The organism is Epilithonimonas sp. (assembly GCF_032055105.1).
Taxonomy (GTDB): Bacteria; Bacteroidota; Bacteroidia; order Flavobacteriales; family Weeksellaceae; genus Epilithonimonas.
The window spans coordinates 75,525-98,851 of sequence record NZ_DAMBRK010000012.1 but is presented as its reverse complement, the minus strand read 5'-3'; the positions used below and the strand labels follow the sequence as shown (position 1 = coordinate 98,851).

Sequence of the window (23,327 nt, the reverse complement as noted above, 5' to 3'; positions counted from 1 at the left end):
GATAATATTCTTAATTAAAGAATTGAAAAATATTTCTCCTTGTCTCTCTTCCCAAATTACTTTTTCCCATATTTGTAAAATAAATCATCACAAAATGCAGGCTTTACTTTTAGAAGACGATGCAATCTTGTCTTCAGAAATTGCACTTTTCCTAGAATCCAAATCCATCAAAACCGATAAAGCGGAAGACGGAGAAAAGTTTCTTGATATATTTTCAACCAAACCTTATGATATTTTTCTTTTGGATATCAATGTTCCGAAAATCAATGGATTAGACATCTGTAAAACCATTCGAGAAACCAATTCCGAAACGCCGATTATCATTATTTCTGCTTATGACGGAATCGAGGAAAAGAAAGAAGCTTTCTTGAGAGCAGCGGATGATTATCTGGTGAAACCATTTTTGTTGGAAGAATTGTTGCTTAGAATCAATTCTCAAATGAGAAGACTCTCGCCAAAAACAGAAGAGAAAGAAAAAATCGTTGTTGATGACTTAATTATTTATCCGGAAGACAGCAAAGTTTTCCGTTCAGGAGAAGAAATTAGTCTGACTGTAAAAGAATTTCAGTTATTGGTTTTATTAGCCAGAGCCAACGGAAGAACACTTTCTAAACAGTATATTTCTGACGAAGTCTGGAAAAACCAATTCCAATCTACAAACAATGCCATCGAAGTTTATATTAACTTCTTAAGAAAAAAAATTGATAAAAACTTCAAAACTAAACTCATCCACACAAGACCAGGTTTCGGATATTACCTAAGTCCACTTTAAAATTAATCATTCATCATTTATAATTAATCATTCTAAAAATGTCTTTGAAACGCAAAATCGCATTCAGTTTAAGCATCGCACTTTCCTTGATTTTTGGGATTATGATGTTTGTGGTTTACGTCTCTTTCAATGATTTTCGTAGAGATGAGTTTAAAGAAAGATTTCAGAAACGTTTGGTTTTCACGGTTAATTTTATTGAAAAGTCAGGCGATTTTGAAAAAGAAGCACCTATTTTCTTTGATGAAAACTCTGATAATGTTCTTTTGAATGAGAATATTATGATTTTTGGAGCTGAAAAGAATTTGGTTTACAGTACTTTAAAAGATAAAAAAATAACTTGGGATGAAGGTTTGTTAAAACGATTGGATGTAGAAAAGACGATTTATAACGAACGTTCTGTTCCAGAAATCTATGCGGTTTTACGAAACATCAAAGGCGAAAACTATTACATTCTAACTAGCGCTCAGGATGTTACAGGTCAGTCAAAACTTGATTTTCTAAAGTACACATTGATTTTTTCCTATTTTATAAGCATATTACTCATTTGGTTTTTTAGTTATTATTTAGTTTCAAAGTTCCTTGAACCTTTAGAATTTTTAAAACAAGAAATCTCCGATATCAGCGTTCACAAGCTCACTTCACAAGTTGTTGTGAAAAATACCGAAGACGAAATAGGTGTTTTAGCAAAATCGTTTAATCTGATGACGAGCCGTTTGGATGACGTTTTCCAATCGCAGAAAGATTTCAATTCCAGTGCAGCTCACGAGATGAGAACACCGCTCACAAGAATGGCTTTTCAGTTGGAAAATCTGATTCAGTTAGAAAATCATTCTGATAAAACTAAATCTACGTTACAACAAATGCTGCAGGATGTTTATCAATTATCTGACCTTACAAAATCATTGCTCTTGCTTTCCAAATTCGATAAAGAAGGCATTGCAACAGTTTACGAAGAAGTGAGAATTGACGAAGTGGTTTTCGATGCTTTTGAATCGGTTCATCGTAACTTTCCAGAATTCAAAATGGATTTTCAGATTGATGAAGAAAGTATTGATGATTCGGTTTTAACGGTAAAAGGCGTGAAGTCTTTGCTGGAGATTACCTTCATTAATTTGTTTAAAAACGCTGCATTGTATTCGGATAATCAAGAAGTTGATATTTCTATCAAAGAAACTGATTTTAGAATTATTGTTAAGGTTTATTCCGTGGGTTCTACCATTCCTATTGAAGAACGAGAAAGACTTTTCGAAGCATTCAAAAGAGGAAGTAATTCTCATAACAAAACAGGTTCTGGTCTAGGTTTACGTATTGTAAAACGTATCTTGGAATATCACAAATCCGAAATCACTTATTCATCACTTTCTGATAGAGAGAATCTTTTTACTGTGATTTTCAATAAGTAATTTTTTTTTTAGGGCAGCTTAATCCGCCTGTAGTTTATCCTGAGCTTGTCGAAGGGCTCCCAATATTTTTTGCTCGAAGATTTCAGAATAAGTAGAACTTTAAGGTTTGCAAAAAAGGATTTCCGCTCAAGTCGGGCTGCAGATTCGCATAGATTCAACATTCTAAGCTTAAACACAACCTTTGTCATTCCGTAGGAATCTTAACAGTTTAGATTCTTTCAGAATGACAAAGTGTGTACAAAATCTATCAAATATCCGTCTATTATCTCTCATCTCAACCAACAATTAAGCTTTTTTTAAGTCCTATTTAAGTCCGTTTTAATCTCATAAAGCCACTTTTGCAAAACCAAAACGAGATAAGAATGAACAAAATTACAACGCTGGTGTTATCCGTTTCGGCATTTGTTGGTCTTTCTGCGCAACAACAGATGTCTCTTCAGGATTGCGAATTAGCATTTCAAAAAAACAACCTCCAGCTCCTCGCCGCACAATACAATATCAATATGGCGGATGCCGATATTATTCAGGCAAAAATCTGGGAACTTCCTCAGATAGAAGGCTATGTGAATGCCGTGAATCCTCAAGACAAAAAGGTTTTCGATGTTAGCAAAGCCAAAGGAGTTGAAATCACGCAATTGATTTACTTAGGCGGAAAAAAGAAAAACGAAATCCAATTTGCAAAGTCAAGTAAAGAGCTTTCGCAACTGCAGTTTAATCAATTATTGGTTGACCTTCGTTCGCAATTGAGAAGTACATATTATAACTTGATTTATGAGCAAAAAAAGCAAATCAGTGTTGATGCGCAGTTGAAATATATGAACGAACTTTTGGCTGCTTACAAAGTTCAGACAGATAAAGGGAATATTTCGCTTAAGGATTTTGTAAGACTTCAAAGTATTGTAATTCAATTGAATAATGATAGAATTGAAATCAATAATAATATTCTTGGATTCCAACAAACGATGAAAGTTCTGACTGGAAATCAGGCAAAAACCATTGCCAATTTCTCAAAACCAGAAGAAAACGAAATCCTGATTTCTCAACCATTCGGAGATTTGGAAATCCTTCAGGAAAAAGCGTTGCAAAACAATGCAGATTATCTCTATAATTTGAAATTGATTGATAACAGCAAGCTTTACGCACAATGGCAAAAATCGCTCAACACACCAGATCTTAATCTCGGTGCCGAGTATGACCAAGCTTCTGGAACTTTTAATAATGAAATTAATCTGAAAATCGGCATTCCAATTCCGCTTTGGAAAGTTAATAAAGGTAATGTTGAAAAAGCAAAATATGCGATTCAGCAAAACGAAAAAAACTTAGAATATCAAAAACTGAATCTCCAAACTCAAGTAGAATCGGCTTATCAGACTTGGAAAAATCAATACGACCAATATTACGAATTGAAGCCAATCGATTTGGAAGACCTGCAATCTGTTTATGACGGAATCCTCAAAAACTTCCGAAATGGTAATGTAAGCTTGATAGAGTTCACCGATTTTATGGAGAGTTACAGACAGACTGTTTTACAGATTTATGAGATGAAAAAGCAGATTATGATTTCTGCAGAAGACCTGAACCAATTAGTACAAACCAAAATCTTTTATTAATGCGAAAAATTATTACACCCATTATCATTTCAGCAGTTTTGCTGTCTTGTTCCAAACAGGAAGAAGTAAAACCAGAGGAAACAAAAGGTTTTGAACTCAGCCAAACGATGTTAAAATCCACAACATTTGCGAAAGTTGAGAAGAAATATATCGAAGACGAATTCAATTTTTACGGTAAAATCTCTGCTGATAAAAATAAATATATTGACATTTTCCCTTTGGTTGGCGGAAACGTTCTCAGCGTGAATGTAGAATTGGGAGATTATGTCACCAAAGGTCAGGTTTTAGCAACGATTAGAAGTACAGAGTTGGCAGAAGTTCAGAAAGATGTCAGCGATTCCAAAACCGATTTGGTAGTTGCAGAGAATAATCTTCGTGTTGCAAAAGAACTTTACGCAGGAAAATTGAACACAGAAAAAGACGTTCTAGAAGCCGAAAGCGAAGTTAAAAGAGCCAAAGATGCAGCCAGACGATCTAATGATGTAAGCACAGTTTACAATGTGAAAAAAGGTAATATCTACAGCGTTATTTCACCGATTAACGGTTACATCGTTCACAAGGACATCAACAAAGATATGGAGTTGAGAAGCGACAGAAGCGAGAATATTTTTGATGTGGCTAATACCAAAAATGTTTGGGCAATAATGAACGTTAATGAAGCAGATATCGATAAAATCACGTTGGGAATGAAAGCTCAGGTTTCTACATTGTCTTATCCTGACAAGGTTTTTTATGGACAAATCGATAAGATTTTCAAAATTATAGACCCAGACACCAATGCGATGCAGGCTAGAGTAGTGTTGGATAATTCGCAGGGATTGTTGATTCCCGACAGCAAAGCGACGATAAAAGTTTCCAAATCCGAGAACACAACAGCCTTAGCAATTCCTTCCAAAGCCGTGATTTTTGACGACAACAGATATTTTGCTGTGGTTTACAAATCGCAGACCGATATCAAGGTCAAAGAACTTAAGATTTTGAAACAAAACTCGGAGACAACTTACGTTTCAGAGGGACTTTCCGAAGGAGAAAGTATCGTAACCAACAATCAATTATTGATTTATCGCTCTTTGAATAACTAATGAGATGAAAGATGATAGAGAAAAGATAAAAGACCTACAATTTTTTTGTTTTTATCTCTAAAGATATCTTCATAATTAATTTTAAAATTCATCGAAAGAATCCGAAGGATTCAATTTGAGTAGCCGTAGGTGAAACCTATGGATAGAATCAACATTTCATACGAATCCGAAAGGATTCAATTTGGATAGTCGTAGGTAAAACTATGGAACAAAATTCAACATACAAATAGAACCCGAAGGGTTCAATATCAATAACCGTAGATACAATCTATGGCAAAAACAAAAACGTATGAACAAATTCATCAAAAACATCATAGCATTCTCACTCAAGAACAAAGCTTTCACATTCATTTGGGTAGCGATTTTGGCGGTCTCGGGATTTATCAGTTTCAAAAATATGCCTATTGAAGCATTTCCTGATGTGACCAATACCCAAATTGTCATCATTACCCAATGGAACGGACGAAGTGCAGAAGAAGTAGAACGTTTCGTTACCACACCAATAGAGCTGGCAATGAGTCCTGTTCAGAAAAAGACCAGTGTCCGAAGTACCACAATGTTTGGACTTTCCATTGTCAAGATTTTATTCGAAGATGGAGTGGATGACATTTTCGCTCGAAATATGGTTAATAACCAATTACGAACAGTTAGTCTACCTGAGGAAATCGACCCAGAAGTTCAACCGCCTTACGGACCAACGGGAGAGATTTTTCGATATACGCTCGCAAGCAAAGACAGAGATTCCAGAGACCTTTTAACATTACAGACTTGGGTGGTTGACAGAGCACTTCGAAGTGTTCCAGGTGTTGCTGATATCAACGTTTTCGGAGGTCAGGATAAAGTTTTCGAATTAAGTATTGACCCAAGAAAATTAGACAAATATAATCTCACACCTTCCGAAGTTCTGGATGCTGTAACCAACAGCAACCTGAATGTCGGTGGAGATGTAATCGAGAAAAGTGGACAAGCTTATGTTGTTCGTGGAATTGGTTTGGTAAAATCGATTTCAGATATAGAAAATATTACTGTTCACAGCGACGGTGGAAACCCGATTTTGGTAAAATATGTAGCTGACGTTCACGAAGGTTCTTTGCCAAGAGTTGGTCAGGCTTCATTAGATAACGAAAAAGATACGGTTGAAGGAATTGTAGTAATGCGAAAAGGTGAAAATGCGCAGGAAGTTCTTCTAGCTGTAAAAGCTAAAATCGATGAGCTGAATAAAAAGATTCTTCCGAAAGATGTGAAGATGAAAACCTTCTACGATCGCCAAAATCTAATGGATTTCACCACCAAAACGGTAATGCATAACCTTTTGGAAGGGATCATTTTGGTAACCGTGATTGTCTTAATTTTTATGGCAGATTGGCGAACTACTTTGATTGTTTCTATTATCATTCCATTATCCTTATTATTTGCGTTTTTCTGTCTGAGGATGGCAGGAATGAGTGCTAACTTATTATCATTAGGAGCCGTCGATTTTGGGATTATCATAGATGGAGCCGTCGTAATGGTCGAAGGATTATTCGTAATGCTCGACCACAAAGCTCATAAATACGGAATGGAACGTTTCAACAAAATGGCGAAAGCAGGTTGGATAAAACAAACCGGAACAGGATTAGGAAAAGCAATTTTCTTCTCAAAACTGATTATTATTACCTCACTTTTACCCATCTTTTCTTTCCAGAAAGTGGAAGGTAAAATGTTCTCTCCATTAGCATTTACATTAGGATTTGCTTTGTTAGGGGCATTGATATTTACACTGACTTTAGTTCCTGTAATGTCGCATTTACTATTAAAGAAAAATGTAAGAGAAAAGAACAACCCATTTGTGAATTTCTGGGACAGAAGTGTAATGAAAGGCTTCAAATTCACTTTTAGAAATAAGAAAATAAGTCTTTTAGTTTCAACTGTAATTCTAGCCATTACATTATTCTCAGCTAAATTCCTTGGAACAGAATTCTTACCTCAATTGAATGAAGGTTCGCTCTGGATAACTGCAGAAATGCCGATGAGTTCATCGCTTAAAGAATCTCTGAAAACGGCTGATGTTCTCAAAAAAGATATTATGAGTTTTTCAGAAGTGACAGGTGTTTTAGCGCAGACGGGTAGAAGTAATGATGGAACTGACCCGAATGGATTTGGATTCGTGCAGTTTGCCGTAAGTCTGAAACCAAGAGAAGAATGGAAACGAAAAATCACTTATGATGAATTGGTAGAAGAGATTGATAAAAAACTGAAGAATTATCAGGGAATTACCTTCAACTATTCCCAACCGATTTCCGATAACGTTGCCGAAGCTGTTGCAGGTTTCAAAGCAGAAAACGGAATCAAAATCTACGGAGATAACCTTCATACATTGGACAGATTAGCTGAAGAAGTTTTGGTAGCAATCAAAGATGTGGAAGGTGTAAAAGAACCTGGAATTATCAAAAATATTGGTCAGCCCGAAATAAGTGTAGTTCTTGACCGAAATAAAATGGCAGCTTACGGTGTTTTACCAGCCGATGCACAAGCCGTTTTGGAAATGGCTTTCGGTGGGAAAACAGCGTCTGAGATGTTTGATGGCGAAAGAAAATTCCCAATCAGACTGCGTTATGCGGAAGATTATAGAAAGAGTGAAGAAGATATCGCTTCTTTGATGGTTCCGACTCAAGACGGTGCGAAGATTCCGTTGAAGGAAATCAGTACGATTGAAAAAGAAAATGGTGCTGCGTTCATTTACAGAGATGATATTAAACGTTACATCGGAGTTAAGTTTTCTATCCGTGACCGTGACCTTGGAGGAACGATTGCCGATGCTCAAAAGAAAGTGGAAAAAATCAAATTACCAGAAGGCTACAGAATCGGATGGACAGGGCAATTTGAAAACCAGCAAAGAGCTACGAAACGATTGGCTCAAGTTGTTCCAATCAGTATTCTGGGGATTTTCTTCCTGTTGTTCATTTTGTTTGGAAATATGAAAGATTCTCTTTTAGTTTTGGCAAACGTTCCATTTGCATTGATTGGAGCTATCATCGCGCTTCATTTGACGCATATGAACTTTGGGATTTCTGCCGGAGTTGGAATGATTGCCTTGATTGGGATTTGTATTCAGAATGGGGTGATTTTGATTTCGGAGTTTCATCAGAATGTCAAGAATGGTTTGTCATTAGATTCATCCATAATGGAAGGTGTGAAAGTGAGAACCAGACCTGTTGTGATGACTGCTTTGATGGCTTCGATTGGATTGCTTCCTGCGGCGCTTTCTACAGGAATTGGTTCGGAATCTCAGAAACCTTTGGCAATAGTCATCATTGGTGGATTAATTACTGCAACCGTTTTGACGCTTTTGATTTTCCCTATTATTTTCTGGATTTTCAATAGAAGAAAGAATGAAGTTATAAATTAAGAGTTAAGAATCTCAATATTAATTTGAGTTATAGTTGTTACATTTTTCTCTTTATTATTGGCGTTCCTCTAAGATTTTCTTTGAGGAACGTTTTATTTGTAATTATAGATTATAGAAAACGCCCTTATCTTTCACCTAAAACGTCGAAACATTCTACCCAAAAAGTCTCGACGTTTTTGATGTCCTCTACATATTTTCTATTCATCGGACTTTACAAAGATCATTTTTTGAACTTTGGATTAATTTAGATTTGGTTGAAAGTTGATTCGGATTGGTCAATTTCTATTAAGCGAAGCGCACCCCGACTTGAGCGGACTCTTCGAGAGCCTCAGAGTGACAAATTGGGAGCCCTTCCACAAGCTCACGATGAACTACGGAAATCATAAAAACATTATTCAAATTCTTATCTTTGATTTAAAATTAAAATTATGCGGAATTTTGCTTTAATATTATTACTATTCATAAGTTTTAACGGGTTTTCTCAGAAGTTTTCTAAAGAAGAAAAAGAATTAATCTTAGCTGGCGATGTAAAAACTGCTTTGCCTATTTATCAAACGGATAATGATGACCAACACAAGGTTCTGCTGGCTCAGTCCGAGGAGATTTCGCCCAAAGATAAAACTTTGCCGATTTTGATTGAAAGAATGAGGTTGGCTTTGGCTGAAACAGGCGGTGGTGTTGGAATTGCTGCGCCTCAGGTTGGGATTAATAGGAGAGTGGTTCTTGTTCAGCGCTTTGATAAAACGGGTCTTCCTGTGGAATATTTTATCAATCCAACAATCGTTTGGCGTTCGGAACTATTAAATAAAGGACCAGAAGGCGATCTTTCTATTGAGAATTTTCGCGATGCTTTCTACAGAAGCCACGTTATCCGATTGGAATATTATGACCTTGAAAACAAGAAGCACGACGAAATGGTAGAAGGCTTCACTGCGGTGATTTTCCAGCACGAGATAGACCATCTGTCGGGGATTTTGATTCCGGATAAATTGGAGAATGAAAAAGACTGGCAGTACAAAGAATTGAAATTTTATCAGAAATCTAAGAATTAGGTCTGCTTTTTGAATAGAAAGTTTTAATCAAATAAATCTTTAAACTATGAACTTTATTATCCGTTTGCTGATCACAGCCATTTCAGCTTTTTTACTTAGCAAATTCCTTACGGGAGTACATTTTGAATCATTTGGTTCTACCATTATTTTCGCTATTGTTCTGGGAATACTGAACATCTTTGTGAAGCCAATTCTATCAATCCTGTCTTTACCTATTACCATTCTTACATTAGGATTATTTGCGTTCGTTATCAATGCATTGATTATTCTTTTGACAGATTATTTTATGAGTAGTATGCAAGTCGATGGTTTCCTTTGGGCATTGCTTTTCAGTATTTTGCTATCACTTGTGACATCGGTTTTTACAACGATTTTTGAAAAAGATTAAGAAAAAAATTGTTGACAAAAAATGTAAAAAGAGCTGTCTTATGATTAAGATAGCTCTTTTTGTTTTTATCTGTAGGATTAAAATTATTGGGATTTTGGTACTTTAATTGATTCTTGTAATTTACAATCAAGGTTTGTATATATGAGTGAATTTTATGAGTTCTACAATAATCTAGAAATTGATAATGGACTTCTGGTTATGTTGATGATTATGAGTGTTTTTGTTGCTATCTTTCACACCATTATTACCATTGGACTATACGAAATCAACCTAAAACCAAAAGGGCTTTTCTTTGTCCTGAATCCTTTATTAATTTGGCAAAGTTTACTGTCTGACAATAGATTGGGAGCTTTGGTTGCTATTATTCTCTTTCTTTCTGTTTTTGTTCTGGGAATTATTGGGATGATTGTTTCGGCCGTCAGAAGTGGTTATCAAAGTTCAAAAGATGAAGATGCACGCCGAAGAAAAATGGGAAAAGAAACACTTCCAGTTTGGAAAAAGATTCTTTATACACTTTCAGGATTATTGTTATTTGGATTTGTATTCACTTTAGGAATTCCTTATTTCATCATTTTTGTATTCATCATTCTACCGTTTTTGACGTCATTAAAACCGAATAACAAAAAACGATTTTACAAATTCCAAAGGATACTTCCAATTTCCAATATCTGTTCTGTTGCGATGGGATTGGCAGAGATTTCTGGAAAGGTAATGACAATTGAACCAATGATTTCCCGGATTGGGAGTAAGCAATGCATAGAATTTCTCCACATAATTGAAAATATAACCACAGATGACGACGGCAAAGATTCTTACACTATGAATATTCTGAGACAATCTGCAAACAATTTTATGTTCAGGATAAATCTGGACAAATCAAAGTTGTTACAGACGAAATTGAATTCATAGATTTTGAGATTGATGAGCAATACCAATCTTTTATGAAACGATATACGGAATATCTTTTGAAAGATAAAATGGCAGTTCTTCTGATTGGAAAAGCAGGTTTGGGGGGAATAATGAAGCTGTTTTTCAGAAAGTAGAGATCAAAGATGTCTTCGGGATTTCGCCTGTTGCAAGTGTTGAAAACTATAATACTTTGCGTCCGATTTTACAATCTGCAGGCTATTTTGCTTACTTCTGGGTAATCTTGATTGCGCTTATTTTTCTGACACTTATTTCACTTAAAAATAATATGATTTTTAGAAAAATCAATGTTGATTTACCTTTTCAAAACTCAAAACCTGTAGAATCTGTATCGGATTTTTATGATAATATCTACGATAGTTACGAAAAATCAAATGATGTTGAGAATGATTACCAGAAAGAGGCCGATAGTTCAGAAGTAACACAAGCACCGAAATAATAATTAAAAAAAATAAAATTATGATACAAATTTTTGCTTATGTCATTTTAGTATTGGTCATTATTGGTCTTTTAAATGTTATCATTTCGACTTATAACAGACTTGTAATGCTAAGGAATAATGTAGATAAATTGTTTGTGAATATTGATGTGCTTTTGAAACAACGAGCAGATGAAATCCCCAATCTCATAAAGGTAGTCAAAGAATCTATGAGGTTTGAAGAATCTATGTTGACAAAATTGACAGAACTGAGAACGCAATTCCTCAATTCTAACTCGGCAGACGAAAAAGTAGAAATTTCTAGTCAAATGCAAAATGAACTGAAATCCATTTTCGTTGTCGCCGAGAATTATCCTGATATCAAAACCAATCAGAATTTTCAATTGCTTCAAAACCGTTTTTCTAGGATAGAAGACGCTATTGCAGACAGAAGAGAATATTATAATGAGACTGTAACAATGTACAATATCGGCATTCAGGAGTTCCCAAATTTTATCTTAGCAAAAATGATGTCGTACGGGGAAAAACAATTGTTGAAAATATCGGAACAAGAAAAAAAATACGATGGAATTGCCTTTTAGTATCATAGAGATTCTCAGATATATCGAAGAAGAACCAGGGATTTTGATCGCGTTTGCAGCTTTCCATTCTTTTGCCTTGATGTTATTGATTATTGCATTGTGGATTTTGAAGAAGATTGGGATTTATAAGCCGATTCAAAACTTAGGAATTTTTGGTTTTTCTGTCGTTCTTATTTTTACAGTAGGTTGGTTGCTAGGATTTGTTTCTCAGATATTACTAATGTTTATGGGTGTTTCTGTACTCAAGATGTTGATGATCTATATATCAATGTATCTCTGTATTACTGCTTTTGTGATTGTGAATGCAACAGGATTACAAAAGAAATTTGACCAATATCAATTGAAAAAGAAAACTTTGAACAACTGATTAAATTATTTAGATGATCTGTTTTTGTTGCTTTTGATTATTATCATAATCAAGGGATAAGTTCAATAATTTTTCGTTGTTTTGCAAAATCTTATTAAAATAGAGTTATGTCCAAGTTTGATGATATCAGACCTTTTTATGATGAAGAAGTGAATGATGCGCTGCAAAGTGTGTCCAAACATCCGATGATGAAAGCGTTGATGCGTTTTACTTTTCCGGATAGAGATGATAGTTTCTGGTTGGAAAAACTAGAAAATGTACATTCTATCTATGATTTTCAAAGTAAGGTAATTTATCAGACTGTTCTTCAGATTTTAGAAAAAAGTTCGGAAGGATTAAGTACTTCGGGCTTTGATAAGCTAGATAAAAATACATCCTATCTCTTCATTTCAAACCATAGAGACATCGTTTTGGATACATCTCTGCTTAATTTGGTTTTATTTGAGAAAGAACTTATTATGACTTCTTCTGCTATTGGAGATAATCTGGTGGGTAAAAAAATCCTTCATATAATTGCTAAGCTTAATCGTAATTTTTTGGTTCAGAGAAGTGTGTCTATTCGCGAACAACTTAGTAGCTCAAAAACATTATCAGATTATATCTATCAACTTTTGACAGAAGAAAACCGATCTGTATGGATGGCTCAGAGTGAAGGGCGTACAAAAGACGGAAATGATGTGACACAACAAGGTGTGCTAAAAATGCTGGCAATGGCAGCTGGTGATTCTTCTTTGATAGATTTTTTTAAAAACCTAAAAATTGTTCCCTTATCTATCTCTTACGAATATGATCCTACAGACGCTTTGAAAATGCCACAACTGATAGCAAAGTCTAAAAATGAAGTCTATGTAAAGAACAAAAATGAAGATTTCAAAACCATTATCAGTGGAGTATTGGGGCAGAAGAGAAGAATCCATCTACACGCAGGCAAAGTTCTGAATCAAGAATTAGATTGCATTGCTCATCAATTCGAAAATAAAAATAAGCAACTCCAAGCTATCGCTCAGATTATTGATAAATCTATCATCGGAAATTATAAACTTTGGCCAACCAAGTATATTGCTTACGATCTACTTTATAAAACCAATCTGTTTTCTGACCTTTATACCGAGGAAGAGAAACAACTTTTTGAACGCAGGCTAGAAATGCGAATCAAAGATTCTGATGAAACATTGAGAAAACATTTTTTAGAGATGTATGCCAATCCAATCTCTAATAAAATGAAATACGAACAGAAATCTACTGTCTAAGTTATAAAAAACACTATAGGAATTTGATAGTGTTTTGTTTTAAGATTATAAAAACTACAAACGATTCTGTTCATCTGTCTTTTGTCCAGCTTTAGCATCTTTCACTTTCTGATTTCCGAAATTATATTTCAAATTAATCATAAAATACTGTGTATCTCGATAATCTTTGAAGTATTGATTTTGATCTGCATATCTTGTCGAGATTGTGTTCTTATCCGTTCGGAAAATATCATTAAAAACCAAACCTACTTCCAGTTTTTTATCAAACATTTTCTTGTTGATGATAACATTAGTTCTCTGAGAAGAACTGATGTCAAAAGAGCCCTGAATCGTCTTTGAATTATAAACATAAGACAAGTTGAGATCCCAAGTTTTTTCTTTGTCCAAAGTGATTTGTGTGGAAACATTTGCATTGTAAAATAATACATCATTTTTGTACAGAATTTTATCTGTTCCCATAAAATAATTCTCCTGATATTCTCCTGCTCCCAAAACATTCAGTTTCCAGTAGGGCTTTATAGAAAAGCTTTTGGAGAAATTGATGCCCAGATTTTGTCCGTGGTCGATATTGGTATAATTATAAACTGTTTCAAAAGTCTGCGGATTCTGAACAGAAATTTCCATTGACGGGTCTTTAATATAACTGTAGTAAGTTTCAAAATTCCAATCTTTTACAGTGTAAGTCAAACTGATGTTATGAATAATTGTCGATTTCAAATAAGCATCACCTTGCAAGTAAGAATACAAGTTGTAATAAGATTTCGAAGGATTCAGGAAATCATAATTTGGACGGTCGATTCTTTTTCCATACGAGAATCCTAATTGCTGGTCTTCTTTTAAGTTATACATCAGATAAAAAGTAGGGAAGAGTCCGGTTCTTGTCGTCTTGTTTTCCACAAGAGGATTGTCCGAATTGGTTTTGATTAATGTTGTTTCCGAACGCAAACCAGCTTTAATTTCCCACTTTTTCCATTTGTATTCTGAGGAGATATAACCAGCAAAATATTCTCTTTATAATTAAACAGGTTACTTTTTGTCAAATCAGGAATCAAAGTTCCATTTGTTCCGTCAAAGAAATCGAGGTCGTTTTTATTCTTTACAAAACTATATTTCAGACCACTTTCCAGCGTGAATTTTTCATTAGAATATCGATAATCCAATTGCGTTGCATAAAGCGAAATATCCTGAATATTGTTGTTCGCGAATCTATTATTAGTTGCAGGTTGTCCTTCAAAATTCAATAAAGTGGCGACATCCTGACTTTCTTTGAAGCGTTTTGTACTCGAGTTATTGGTCCAAGTCAGATTATGATTTCCCAATTTTTTATCAAAAACCAGATAAGAATTAAAACTGTAATCATATTGATTTTCTGGTTGGATGTCAAATAATTGGATTGTAATTGATTATTTTCTGTGTTATAAATATTCGTTGGAACGTTATAATGACCATTATTATTTGGCGCATTATAACCATCAAAACCAAACAGAACCGTTACAAACTATCCAAAGTATTTTGTCCTGAAAAGTTATAAATGTGTTGCTGGTGTGAGTGAGTGATTCTCACCATATCACTTTCCCAACAGTTTTTGTCTTTTGTTGTACTAAAAAAATTGAAATTAGAATAATCTTGGTTTAATTTAATGTTAATTTTCCTAACGATGTTAATTTCAAGTTCAAAAAAAAATTACAATGATTTTATAAAAGCTGCAACTGTTTCGTCCAGTGTTGTTTTATTCATAGTAGAAGAAATGTCTGCATTTCTCATCATCATAATAGAAATCAAGCCGTGTAGAGCTGAAAACAAAGCGTGAGAAGAGTGGCAAGCATTATCCGTGTTTGAACCTTTTTTCTTGATAATTTCATATGTACAATCAAAAAGTAATTCTTGGAAAGAAGAAAACTCTTCCTTCATCAATCCTTTTCCACTGCACTGCATTCCTAGCCCAAACATCAATTGGTAGTATTCCTTATTCTTGAAAGCAAAGTTCCAATAAGCATCTACAATTGCTACAATTTGCTCTTCTGGAGTATCGTGTTTTTTCTGTGCTTTTAGAAGTTCGATGTGTAATTTATGAAAACCATTCAAAGAAATTTCGAAGAGAATAGCTTCTTTATTTTCGAAATAATCATAAACCACAGGAGCACTATATTCTATAGCGTCGGCAATCTTTCTGATAGAAAGGGAAGCCCAACCGTCCGTTTTAGCCAAAGAAAAAGCCGCATCCAAAATATTGGCGCGTATAGATTCTTTTTCTCTTTGACGACGTTCGTGTAAGTCCATTTTTATTATTTCTAACAGTGTTAGCAAAATTATAACATTTTAAAAATAAGTACCAAATAAATACTTAATTTTAAATGTTAAATAAAATAGGTTTTTCTTTAAAGTGTCGTTAGTTAGTGTTTTATTGTTTTTTTGTGATGATGTCGAAATTAATGAACAAATCAGGGTATTTATTCAAATTATGAACTTTTATATTCTTTAAATTTAAATAGATAATTTGATGAAAATAATTATTTGTATATTGAAAGTCGATTATTGTAAATTAATTTCTAACAAAATTATTTTATAGTACAGTATTTGTTATAGCTAATTTTGTAAACTATTAAGATTTGAAAAAACTCAATAAAAGAAAGATTCTTAAACGTACTTTAATAACCATTATTTCCATATTGGTTTTTTTTGTTTTGCTGATATTCAGTTTGAGATTGCCGTTTGTTCAGAATTTTATTAAGGATAAAGCAATCACTTATCTCGAAGATAAAATCAAAACAAAGGTAAGCTTGGAAAAGATTTACATTGGTTTTCCAAATAGTGTAATTATTGAAAATCTGTATTTAAAAGGTCAAAAAATAGATACATTATTAGCTGTAAAGAAATTCGATGTTGGGTTGGATATGTGGCAATTGATCAACTCCAAAGCTGATTTGACATCGATAGATTTGGAAGGTGTTCACGCAAATGTTGTAAGAGATCCGCAAGGCAAATTCAATTTTGATTATATTATTGATGCATTCGCTACTTCGGAAAAGGAAGAAAGCCCGTCAAAACCGTTTATTATTTCTTTAGATAAAATTAAATTACAAGATATCGGTGTCACTTTCAACGATCAACAGTCTAAGAATGACATCAAAGTTTACTTCAATTCATTCGATACAAGAGTAAAAACTTTTGATCTTCAAAATAACAATTATGCTGTTAATGATATCAATCTTGATGGATTGAAACTAAAACTGAAACAAGATCTGATAGAAGAAGTTTCCAAAAATGTCGAGAAAAAAGTAGATTCTCTGAATCAGCAAAAACCAATGAAACTGGGCTTGAGCGGAATTAAACTAACCAATTTCAATATCGATTATGGCGATGATAATACCAAGACTTTTGCTAAAGTTTTATTTAAAGAATTAAGTACGAAAGTCAATAACCTTGATTTGCAAAATAATTCTTATGATGTTGGAAACGTTTATTTTACAGGCGCAGATGTCATTGCTAATTTGTTTTTACCAACTTCCAATGCGAATCCGAAAGATGAAAAAGCTTCTGAAACTTCAACAGCTTCAGCGAAAGAAAAAGCAATGAAAGTGTTTCTCGGAAAACTGATTTTTGAAGATGTAAAAGTTGCTTATAACAATACAGCAATTGCTCCAACCAAAACAGGAATGGATTTCAATCATCTTAATTTTGGAAAATTAAATGTTGATGTCCGAGATTTCAAAATGGAGAATAATGGTTTTGCAGGAACTGTGAAATCAGCAGAAATTCAGGAGAAACGAGGTTTGGATATTCAAAAGTTCAATACGGATTTTGTTTATTCGGAGAAAGAAGCATATTTGAAAGACCTTTATCTTCAAACGCCAAAAACGGTTTTGAGAGACGAAGTGATCCTTAATTATAATTCGATTGAGCAATTATCAGCAAATCCAGGAGCTGTTAAGATCTCAGCCAATATTGAAAATTCTAAAATTGGTTTTTCTGACATTTTAAATCTAGTTCCGACTTTACGAAATACAGCTCCTTTCAACAAATATCCAAATGCAATTCTAAATGTCAATGCCAATGTAAAAGGTTTGGTAAATGATCTTATGATTAATGATTTGAAGGTTTCTGGCTTGGACCAATTGCGGGTTTCGGCTTCAGGAAGAATTAAAAATGCGATGAATCCGGATCAACTTTATTATGATTTAAGAATTGGCGAATTAGCTTCCTCGGGAAAAACTATTTTCAATTTGGTTCCGAAAGGCACGATTCCATCTAATATTTCTCTGCCGTCGCATTTCAGCATCAAAGGTTTTGCAAAAGGAACAACAAAAGTCGTGAATACGGATTTGAATTTACATTCAACTTTAGGAAATGCTGGAATCATTGCAAAAGTTGATATGCGAAGAAAGAACCGTGAATTGTTTGATGTAAAAGCTAATTTACAAAATCTACAGATCGGAAAACTGATTCAGAATAAAGATATTGGTGGAATCACTGCTCAGATTACAGCAAAAGGACAAAGTTTTGACCCTAAAATAATGTCAGCTCAATTGGCAGGCAATGTGAAATCTGCAACTTACAATGGTTACACTTATCAGAATATGAATCTGAAAGGGAAAATCAATCGTGGCGCTTACGATATTGAATTAAATTCCAAAGACCCTAATGCTAATCTGCAATTGACAGCTTCCGGAGTTTATGATGATAAAAATCCAACTGTGAAAGTCAATGGAAGTATCGAAAAATTGGATATTAATAAATTAGGTTTCTACAGTTCTCCAATGATTTTGGCTGGTGCGATTGACGGTGATTTCAAAAGTCTTGATCCGGATAATCTGAATGGTTATCTGAACCTGAAAAACTTTGCGATTTCTGATACTAAGGAAGTTTATCCAATTCAGGAGATTAATTTGAATGCGCTTTCTAGAAAAGATTCTACTCAGATCAAATTCAATTCCCAGATTGCCGATGTAGAATTGAATGGAAAATATAAACTAACTCAGATTTTTGGAGCTCTATCGCAGACTGTGAATCAATATTATCAATTCCAAAAACCTAAAAAGAACTCAAAAATTGATGCTGGACAGTTTTTTACTTTGAATGCAAAAATCAAAAATGATGATTTGATCAGGAAATTTGTTCCTGATTTGAAAAGCTTTGAAACCATTAATATCACAGGGAATTACAACGCTGATTCTCAAAAAATAGAACTCGATGCCAATATTCCACAGGTTTTATATGGAACCAATTCGCTTGAAAATACCAATTTAAAAATCACGAATGAAAATCAGGCTTTACAATATAATCTTGATGTTGCAGCTTTGAAAAGTGAAAGTTTTGCTTTGAATAAAGTCAATGTCAATGGAGATGTTTCGAATAATGTCATTAATTATAATATCACAACAAAAGATGCGAAAGATCAGACGCAATTCCTGATTGCCGGAAATGCCAAATCTATGAATGACATTACTGAAATTTCCTTAAATCCTAGTGGTTTAAAATTGAATTATATGAATTGGTCGGTTGCGGAAGGAAATAAAATTCAGATTGGAAGCCAAGGTATTTTTGCAGATAATTTTAGATTGTCAAATTCTGGAAGTGAAATTTTGGTACAATCCGAAAATAACTCTCCCAACAGTCCTTTGAATGTCACTTTGAAAGATTTCAAAATCGAAACGATTACAGAAATTATCAAAAAAGATTCACTTTTAGCAAAAGGATCTATCAACGGAACTGCTCAACTTCGAGACTTGAATAAGAAAATGAATTTCAACGCAGATATCAATGTTTCAGATCTGTTTGTTTACGGAAGTCCAGTTGGAAATCTTTCTGTGAAAGCTAATAATACTTCAGCGGATGTTATCAACGCAGATATTACACTTTCAGGGAACGATAATGATGTTAAAATCACAGGAAATTACAATACTTCAGCCAGTAGTTTTGACCTTGATCTGGCAATGAATCAGCTTCAGATGAAAACACTCCAAGGTTTTTCTATGAACGCAATTACGAATACAGAAGGTTATCTTTCTGGCGATTTGAAAATTACAGGAATTGCAACTGAACCAAAAATTCTTGGTGATGTAAAAATGAATAATGTCGGATTGATGATATCACAAACCGGAAGTGATTTTAGAAAAATTAATGATAAAATTTCGTTTACGAACCGAGGAATTGAGTTTGATAATTTCAAGATCAATGATAAGGACGGGAATTCGCTTAAAATTGACGGTCAGGTTTTGACACAGACTTACAGAGATTTTGGATTTAATCTGGATATCAATGCTAGAGATTTCAAAGTCGTGAATTCGGAAAAATCAAATGATGCAATGATGTACGGGATTCTAGCCATTGATGCAGGTTTACACGTTCGAGGGAATCTCGATTTACCAAAAGTTGACGGAAGATTAGCCGTTTCCGATGATACGGATTTTACTTTTGTTCTGCCTCAGTCCAGTCCTTCATTACAGGAAAGAGACGGGATTGTGGAGTTCATTGACCAAGATCAGATTGCTCTCAACAAAACTATCGTTGCAGATTCTTTGGCTGCTAAAAATAAGATCAAAGGAATGGATGTGAGTGTGAATATTGAAGTCAGCAAAGAAGCGAAAATGTCTATTATTATTGATAAAGCCAATGGTGATTTTGTAAAACTTCAAGGTGAAGCAGAATTAACAGGTGGAATTGATCCTTCCGGAAAGACAACTCTTGTAGGTATTTACCAAGTCGAGCAGGGAAGTTATGATATGACTGTGAGTCTTTTGAAGCGGAAATTCGATATCCAAAAAGGAAGTACGATTACTTGGAATGGAGAACCAACTTCTGCAACTTTGGATATTACTGCTGTTTATAAAACGGAGACTGCACCGCTGGATTTGGTTGAACAGCAGATCAGTGGAGAAAGTGCTTCAACACTTAATCAGTATAAACAAAGAATGGAGTTCAATACTTTGCTTAAAATGAATGGAGAATTGTTAAAACCAGTTATCACTTTTGATATTACTACAGCAGAAAAGGACAATTCGGTTTCTACCAATGTCAAAGATGTTGTGGATCAGAAATTAGCTCAGCTGAGAACCGATGAAAATGAAATGAACAAGCAGGTTTTTGCTTTACTTTTACTGAATCGTTTCATAGGTGAAAACCCTTTTGAAAGTAATGCCGGGCTTTCTGCAGAAGCTCTGGCAAGACAGAGTGTGAGCAAAATTTTGTCTCAGCAATTGAACAATCTCGCTTCTGGATTGATTAAAGGCGTTGACCTTAATCTAGGTTTAGAATCTTCCGAAGATTATTCAACCGGAACAAAAAATACCCGAACAGACCTGAATGTTGACATCAGTAAAAAATTATTGAACGACCGTCTGAAAGTTTCTGTAGGAAGTAATTTCGGAGTAGAAGGTGATGCGAGACAAAATGAAAACACAACCAATATTGCTGGTGATGTAACTGTAGATTATAGTCTGTCTAAAGATGGAAGATATATGCTGAGAGCCTATCGAAAAGATGAGTATCAGGTTGCGCTTCAAGGTCAGATTATCGAAACGGGATTAGGTTTTATTATCACTTTGGATTATGATAAATTCCGTGAGATTTTTCAAAAATCTAAAAGAGAAAAGTCCAGAACTAAAAGAGAAAATAAGAACAAAGAAATTGTAGATTTTAAATAATGAAGATTAGGATTAATAATCATTTCCAAATAATAATTGCGATTTCAACTGTAGCAATTGTGTCGTCGTGTAGTAATGTGAAATTTCTGAAAGAAGGACAAATGCTCTACACAGGCGCCGAAGTGAAAATCGAAAATGATAGTATTTCTAAAAAAGAAAAGAAAGCTCTAAAAGTCGAACTTGAGGAAAATCTTACACCGAAACCCAACTCGACTTTCTTAGGATTACGTCCAAAATTGTACGCTTACAACATTGCTAAAGAACCTAAAAAAGACAAAGGATTCAACTATTGGCTGAAATATAAATTTGGAGAAAAACCGGTTTTGCTAGGCGATGTTGATAGAGAATTTAATAAAGATATTTTGGTTAATTATTCCGAAAATCAAGGCTATTTCAATGCGCAGGCAACTTACGACACAATTTCAAAAAATAAAAAAGCACAGGTTATTTATAGAGTTAATCCCGGAAATCAATATTTGATTAGCCAGGTTAAATTTCAGGAAGACTCAACTCTGGTTAATAAAGAGATCCAAAATTTAAAAGATAAATCTCTGCTTAAGGTCGGAAATCCTTTTAATCTTGATGTTATCAAAGCTGAAAGAGAAAGAATTGATAATGGTTTGAAGGAAAAAGGATTCTATTATTTTCATCAGGACAATATCATCGTTCAGGCTGATAGTACGGTTTCCAAGAACCATAAAGTGGAACTGAATGTCAAATTAAAAGATGAAACGCCAGATCTGGCAACACAGCAATTTTCTATTGATAAAGTGGTTGTATTCCCCAATTATAATATCAGAGATGTAAAACAAGGAAAGTACAGCGTTCCTATGAATGCCGATTCTCTTGCTAAATATGCTCACGACGATATTTATGTCATTGATCCGGATCATAAGTTCAAACCGAAGATTTTTGATCGTGCTTTGTACTTTAAAAAGGGAGATTTGTATAATCGTGCAGATCATAATTTGACCTTGAGTCGATTGATTAGTTTAGGAGTTTTCAAATTTGTTAAAAATGAGTTTGTAGTTTCAGATTCTTTGAATCATAAATTTGATGCTTATTATCTGTTGACGCCAAGACAGATTCAGTCTTTAAGATTGGAAACTTTGGCAAGAACCAATTCCGCAAATTATGGTGGAGGAGAAGTTAATTTGAACTGGACTCACAGAAATATTTTCCGAGGAGCAGAACAGTTGAAAGCTTCAATTTATGGAGCATTTGATGTGCAGATGGGAGGAGCAAAAGATGCTAACAACATCATTAGAGTTGGTGCAAATACACAGCTTTCTATCCCGAGAATTGTTGCGCCTTTTCGTTTTAATTCTTCCAGCGAGTATGTTCCAAGGACTAATATTACTCTTGGTTACGAATATCAAAGCCGAACACAGTTATATACACTTCATAATTTCAATGCGTCATTTGGATATGCTTGGAAAGAAAACATCAGAAAAGAACACGATTTAAAAGTGATTGATATTACGATGGTTGCGCCTCAAACTGTGACTGCAAAATATCAAGAACAGATTGATGGAAATATCGAAAAAGGTATTCCGCCTAATCCAACTTTGGGAAGAGTTGTAGCGAAACAGTTAATTTTTGGACCAACGTATAGTTATACTTATACCAACACAACTTCTCCAAAAACTAATACTATCTATTACAAAGGAATGCTGGATTTAGCAGGAAATATCACAGGTCTTGTAACCGGTGCCAATGCTAAAAATGGGAAGGAAAAAGAAATTTTCAATGTTCCTTTCAGCCAATATTTGAAGATGGAAAATGATTTCAGATTCTATCACAAGTTCAGTGAGAAAACTAATTTTGCTTCCAGAATTATTGCAGGAGTTGCTTATCCTTATGGTAACTCAGAATTGATGCCTTATTCCAAGCAGTTTTTTGTTGGAGGAAGTAACAGTATCCGAGCTTTCCGAGCAAGAACATTGGGACCGGGAAGTTATGATCCAAGAACTCAGAATGCGAGTTTCTACTTTGACCAGTCAGGTGATATTAAGTTAGAAATGAATGCAGAATACCGCGCCAATATCTATAAATTTCTAAATGTTGCTGCTTTTGTTGACGCAGGAAATATTTGGCTTATGAACGAAGATTCTACTAGACCGGGCGGAAAATTCTCAAAAGATTTCCTCAATGAATTAGCGGTTGGAGCTGGTATTGGAATGCGTCTGGATTTTTCAATTTTGATTTTAAGATTAGATCTTGCAATGCCGTTGAGAGTTCCTTATTATGAAAAAGGCGACCGCTGGGTTTTAGATAGAATCAAATTCGGAGACAGTTCTTGGAGAAAAGATAATCTGATTCTGAATATTGCGATTGGATATCCGTTCTAATTTAATATTATAGAATTTAGTGTATTTTCTGTTATAATAAATTATTCTAGATTTTACATTTGATAAATATTTCA

General features: G+C 34.2%; 15 protein-coding genes and 1 pseudogene. 14 read left to right on the top strand and 2 right to left on the bottom strand.

Translation table 11 applies throughout. The features are described from left to right. Window positions 1-94 precede the first annotated feature (94 nt). From RTY06_RS11435 to RTY06_RS11380, 12 genes are all read left to right on the top strand, one after another. Window positions 95-772: a response regulator transcription factor gene (locus tag RTY06_RS11435; protein ID WP_312825001.1), complete on the top strand. Its 678-nt coding sequence runs from the start codon at window positions 95-97 to the stop codon at window positions 770-772. A 38-nt stretch (window positions 773-810) separates the two neighbouring features. Continuing rightward, window positions 811-2,175 carry an ATP-binding protein gene (locus RTY06_RS11430; protein ID WP_312825000.1) on the top strand — a complete coding sequence of 455 codons (1,365 nt, stop codon included), beginning with the start codon at window positions 811-813 and terminating at the stop codon, window positions 2,173-2,175. 362 nt (window positions 2,176-2,537) lie between these two features. Next, on the top strand, window positions 2,538-3,785 hold the full coding sequence (locus RTY06_RS11425; protein WP_312824998.1) for a TolC family protein: 1,248 nt from the start codon (window positions 2,538-2,540) through the stop codon (window positions 3,783-3,785). Further along, window positions 3,785-4,867 (top strand): efflux RND transporter periplasmic adaptor subunit, encoded by a 1,083-nt coding sequence (locus RTY06_RS11420; RefSeq protein WP_312824996.1) that lies wholly within the window; start codon window positions 3,785-3,787, stop codon window positions 4,865-4,867. Before RTY06_RS11425 ends, RTY06_RS11420 begins: the two co-directional genes overlap by 1 nt. 289 nt (window positions 4,868-5,156) lie before the next feature. Next, window positions 5,157-8,255 carry a CusA/CzcA family heavy metal efflux RND transporter gene (locus RTY06_RS11415; protein WP_312824994.1) on the top strand — a complete coding sequence of 1,033 codons (3,099 nt, stop codon included), beginning with the start codon at window positions 5,157-5,159 and terminating at the stop codon, window positions 8,253-8,255. A gap of 428 nt (window positions 8,256-8,683) precedes the next feature. Next, window positions 8,684-9,307: a peptide deformylase gene (locus RTY06_RS11410; RefSeq protein WP_312824992.1), complete on the top strand. Its 624-nt coding sequence runs from the start codon at window positions 8,684-8,686 to the stop codon at window positions 9,305-9,307. Window positions 9,308-9,353: 46 nt separating this feature from the next. Further along, window positions 9,354-9,695, top strand: a complete 342-nt coding sequence (locus RTY06_RS11405; protein WP_116033708.1) for a phage holin family protein — start codon at window positions 9,354-9,356, stop codon at window positions 9,693-9,695. A gap of 141 nt (window positions 9,696-9,836) precedes the next feature. Further along, a complete protein-coding gene (locus RTY06_RS11400; protein WP_312824989.1) occupies window positions 9,837-10,604 on the top strand; it encodes a hypothetical protein in 768 nt (255 codons plus the stop codon). A 190-nt stretch (window positions 10,605-10,794) separates the two neighbouring features. Further along, the gene (locus tag RTY06_RS11395) at window positions 10,795-11,061 is read left to right on the top strand and encodes a hypothetical protein (RefSeq protein ID WP_312824987.1); all 267 of its coding nucleotides are present in this window, start codon (window positions 10,795-10,797) and stop codon (window positions 11,059-11,061) included. Window positions 11,062-11,081: 20 nt separating this feature from the next. Then, window positions 11,082-11,642, top strand: coding sequence for a LemA family protein (locus tag RTY06_RS11390; protein WP_312824985.1), 561 nt, complete (start codon window positions 11,082-11,084; stop codon window positions 11,640-11,642). Next, complete coding sequence (locus RTY06_RS11385) at window positions 11,626-12,009, top strand: hypothetical protein (protein WP_312824984.1); 384 nt, start codon at window positions 11,626-11,628, stop codon at window positions 12,007-12,009. The genes RTY06_RS11390 and RTY06_RS11385 overlap by 17 nt, the downstream gene beginning before the upstream one ends. A 107-nt stretch (window positions 12,010-12,116) precedes the next feature. After that, entirely contained in the window at window positions 12,117-13,259 is a 1,143-nt protein-coding gene (locus tag RTY06_RS11380; protein WP_312824983.1) for a 1-acyl-sn-glycerol-3-phosphate acyltransferase, read from the top strand. Between the two features lie 54 nt (window positions 13,260-13,313). Here RTY06_RS11380 and RTY06_RS11375 read toward each other — a convergent pair. After that, a pseudogene (locus RTY06_RS11375) lies at window positions 13,314-14,578 on the bottom strand (outer membrane beta-barrel family protein). Window positions 14,579-14,942: 364 nt separating this feature from the next. Beyond that, the gene (locus tag RTY06_RS11370; protein ID WP_312824982.1) at window positions 14,943-15,539 is read right to left on the bottom strand and encodes a TetR/AcrR family transcriptional regulator; all 597 of its coding nucleotides are present in this window, start codon (window positions 15,537-15,539) and stop codon (window positions 14,943-14,945) included. A gap of 329 nt (window positions 15,540-15,868) precedes the next feature. Between RTY06_RS11370 and RTY06_RS11365 the strand changes: the two genes are divergently transcribed. Then, on the top strand, window positions 15,869-20,902 hold the full coding sequence (locus RTY06_RS11365) for a translocation/assembly module TamB domain-containing protein (protein ID WP_312824981.1): 5,034 nt from the start codon (window positions 15,869-15,871) through the stop codon (window positions 20,900-20,902). Then, entirely contained in the window at window positions 20,902-23,253 is a 2,352-nt protein-coding gene (locus RTY06_RS11360; protein ID WP_312824980.1) for a BamA/TamA family outer membrane protein, read from the top strand. The genes RTY06_RS11365 and RTY06_RS11360 overlap by 1 nt, the downstream gene beginning before the upstream one ends. The last annotated feature ends 74 nt before the right edge of the window (window positions 23,254-23,327 follow it).

Excerpts from the sequence above, each read along its gene's own strand:
- RTY06_RS11435 (WP_312825001.1), top strand. The coding sequence starts at position 95 with ATGCAGGCTTTACTTTTAGAAGACGATGCAATCTTGTCTTCAGAAATT.
- RTY06_RS11430 (WP_312825000.1), top strand. The coding sequence starts at position 811 with ATGTCTTTGAAACGCAAAATCGCATTCAGTTTAAGCATCGCACTTTCC.
- RTY06_RS11425 (WP_312824998.1), top strand. The coding sequence starts at position 2,538 with ATGAACAAAATTACAACGCTGGTGTTATCCGTTTCGGCATTTGTTGGT.
- RTY06_RS11420 (WP_312824996.1), top strand. The coding sequence starts at position 3,785 with ATGCGAAAAATTATTACACCCATTATCATTTCAGCAGTTTTGCTGTCT.
- RTY06_RS11415 (WP_312824994.1), top strand. The coding sequence starts at position 5,157 with ATGAACAAATTCATCAAAAACATCATAGCATTCTCACTCAAGAACAAA.
- RTY06_RS11410 (WP_312824992.1), top strand. The coding sequence starts at position 8,684 with ATGCGGAATTTTGCTTTAATATTATTACTATTCATAAGTTTTAACGGG.
- RTY06_RS11405 (WP_116033708.1), top strand. The coding sequence starts at position 9,354 with ATGAACTTTATTATCCGTTTGCTGATCACAGCCATTTCAGCTTTTTTA.
- RTY06_RS11400 (WP_312824989.1), top strand. The coding sequence starts at position 9,837 with ATGAGTGAATTTTATGAGTTCTACAATAATCTAGAAATTGATAATGGA.
- RTY06_RS11390 (WP_312824985.1), top strand. The coding sequence starts at position 11,082 with ATGATACAAATTTTTGCTTATGTCATTTTAGTATTGGTCATTATTGGT.
- RTY06_RS11385 (WP_312824984.1), top strand. The coding sequence starts at position 11,626 with ATGGAATTGCCTTTTAGTATCATAGAGATTCTCAGATATATCGAAGAA.
- RTY06_RS11380 (WP_312824983.1), top strand. The coding sequence starts at position 12,117 with ATGTCCAAGTTTGATGATATCAGACCTTTTTATGATGAAGAAGTGAAT.
- RTY06_RS11370 (WP_312824982.1), bottom strand. The coding sequence starts at position 15,539 with ATGGACTTACACGAACGTCGTCAAAGAGAAAAAGAATCTATACGCGCC.
- RTY06_RS11360 (WP_312824980.1), top strand. The coding sequence starts at position 20,902 with ATGAAGATTAGGATTAATAATCATTTCCAAATAATAATTGCGATTTCA.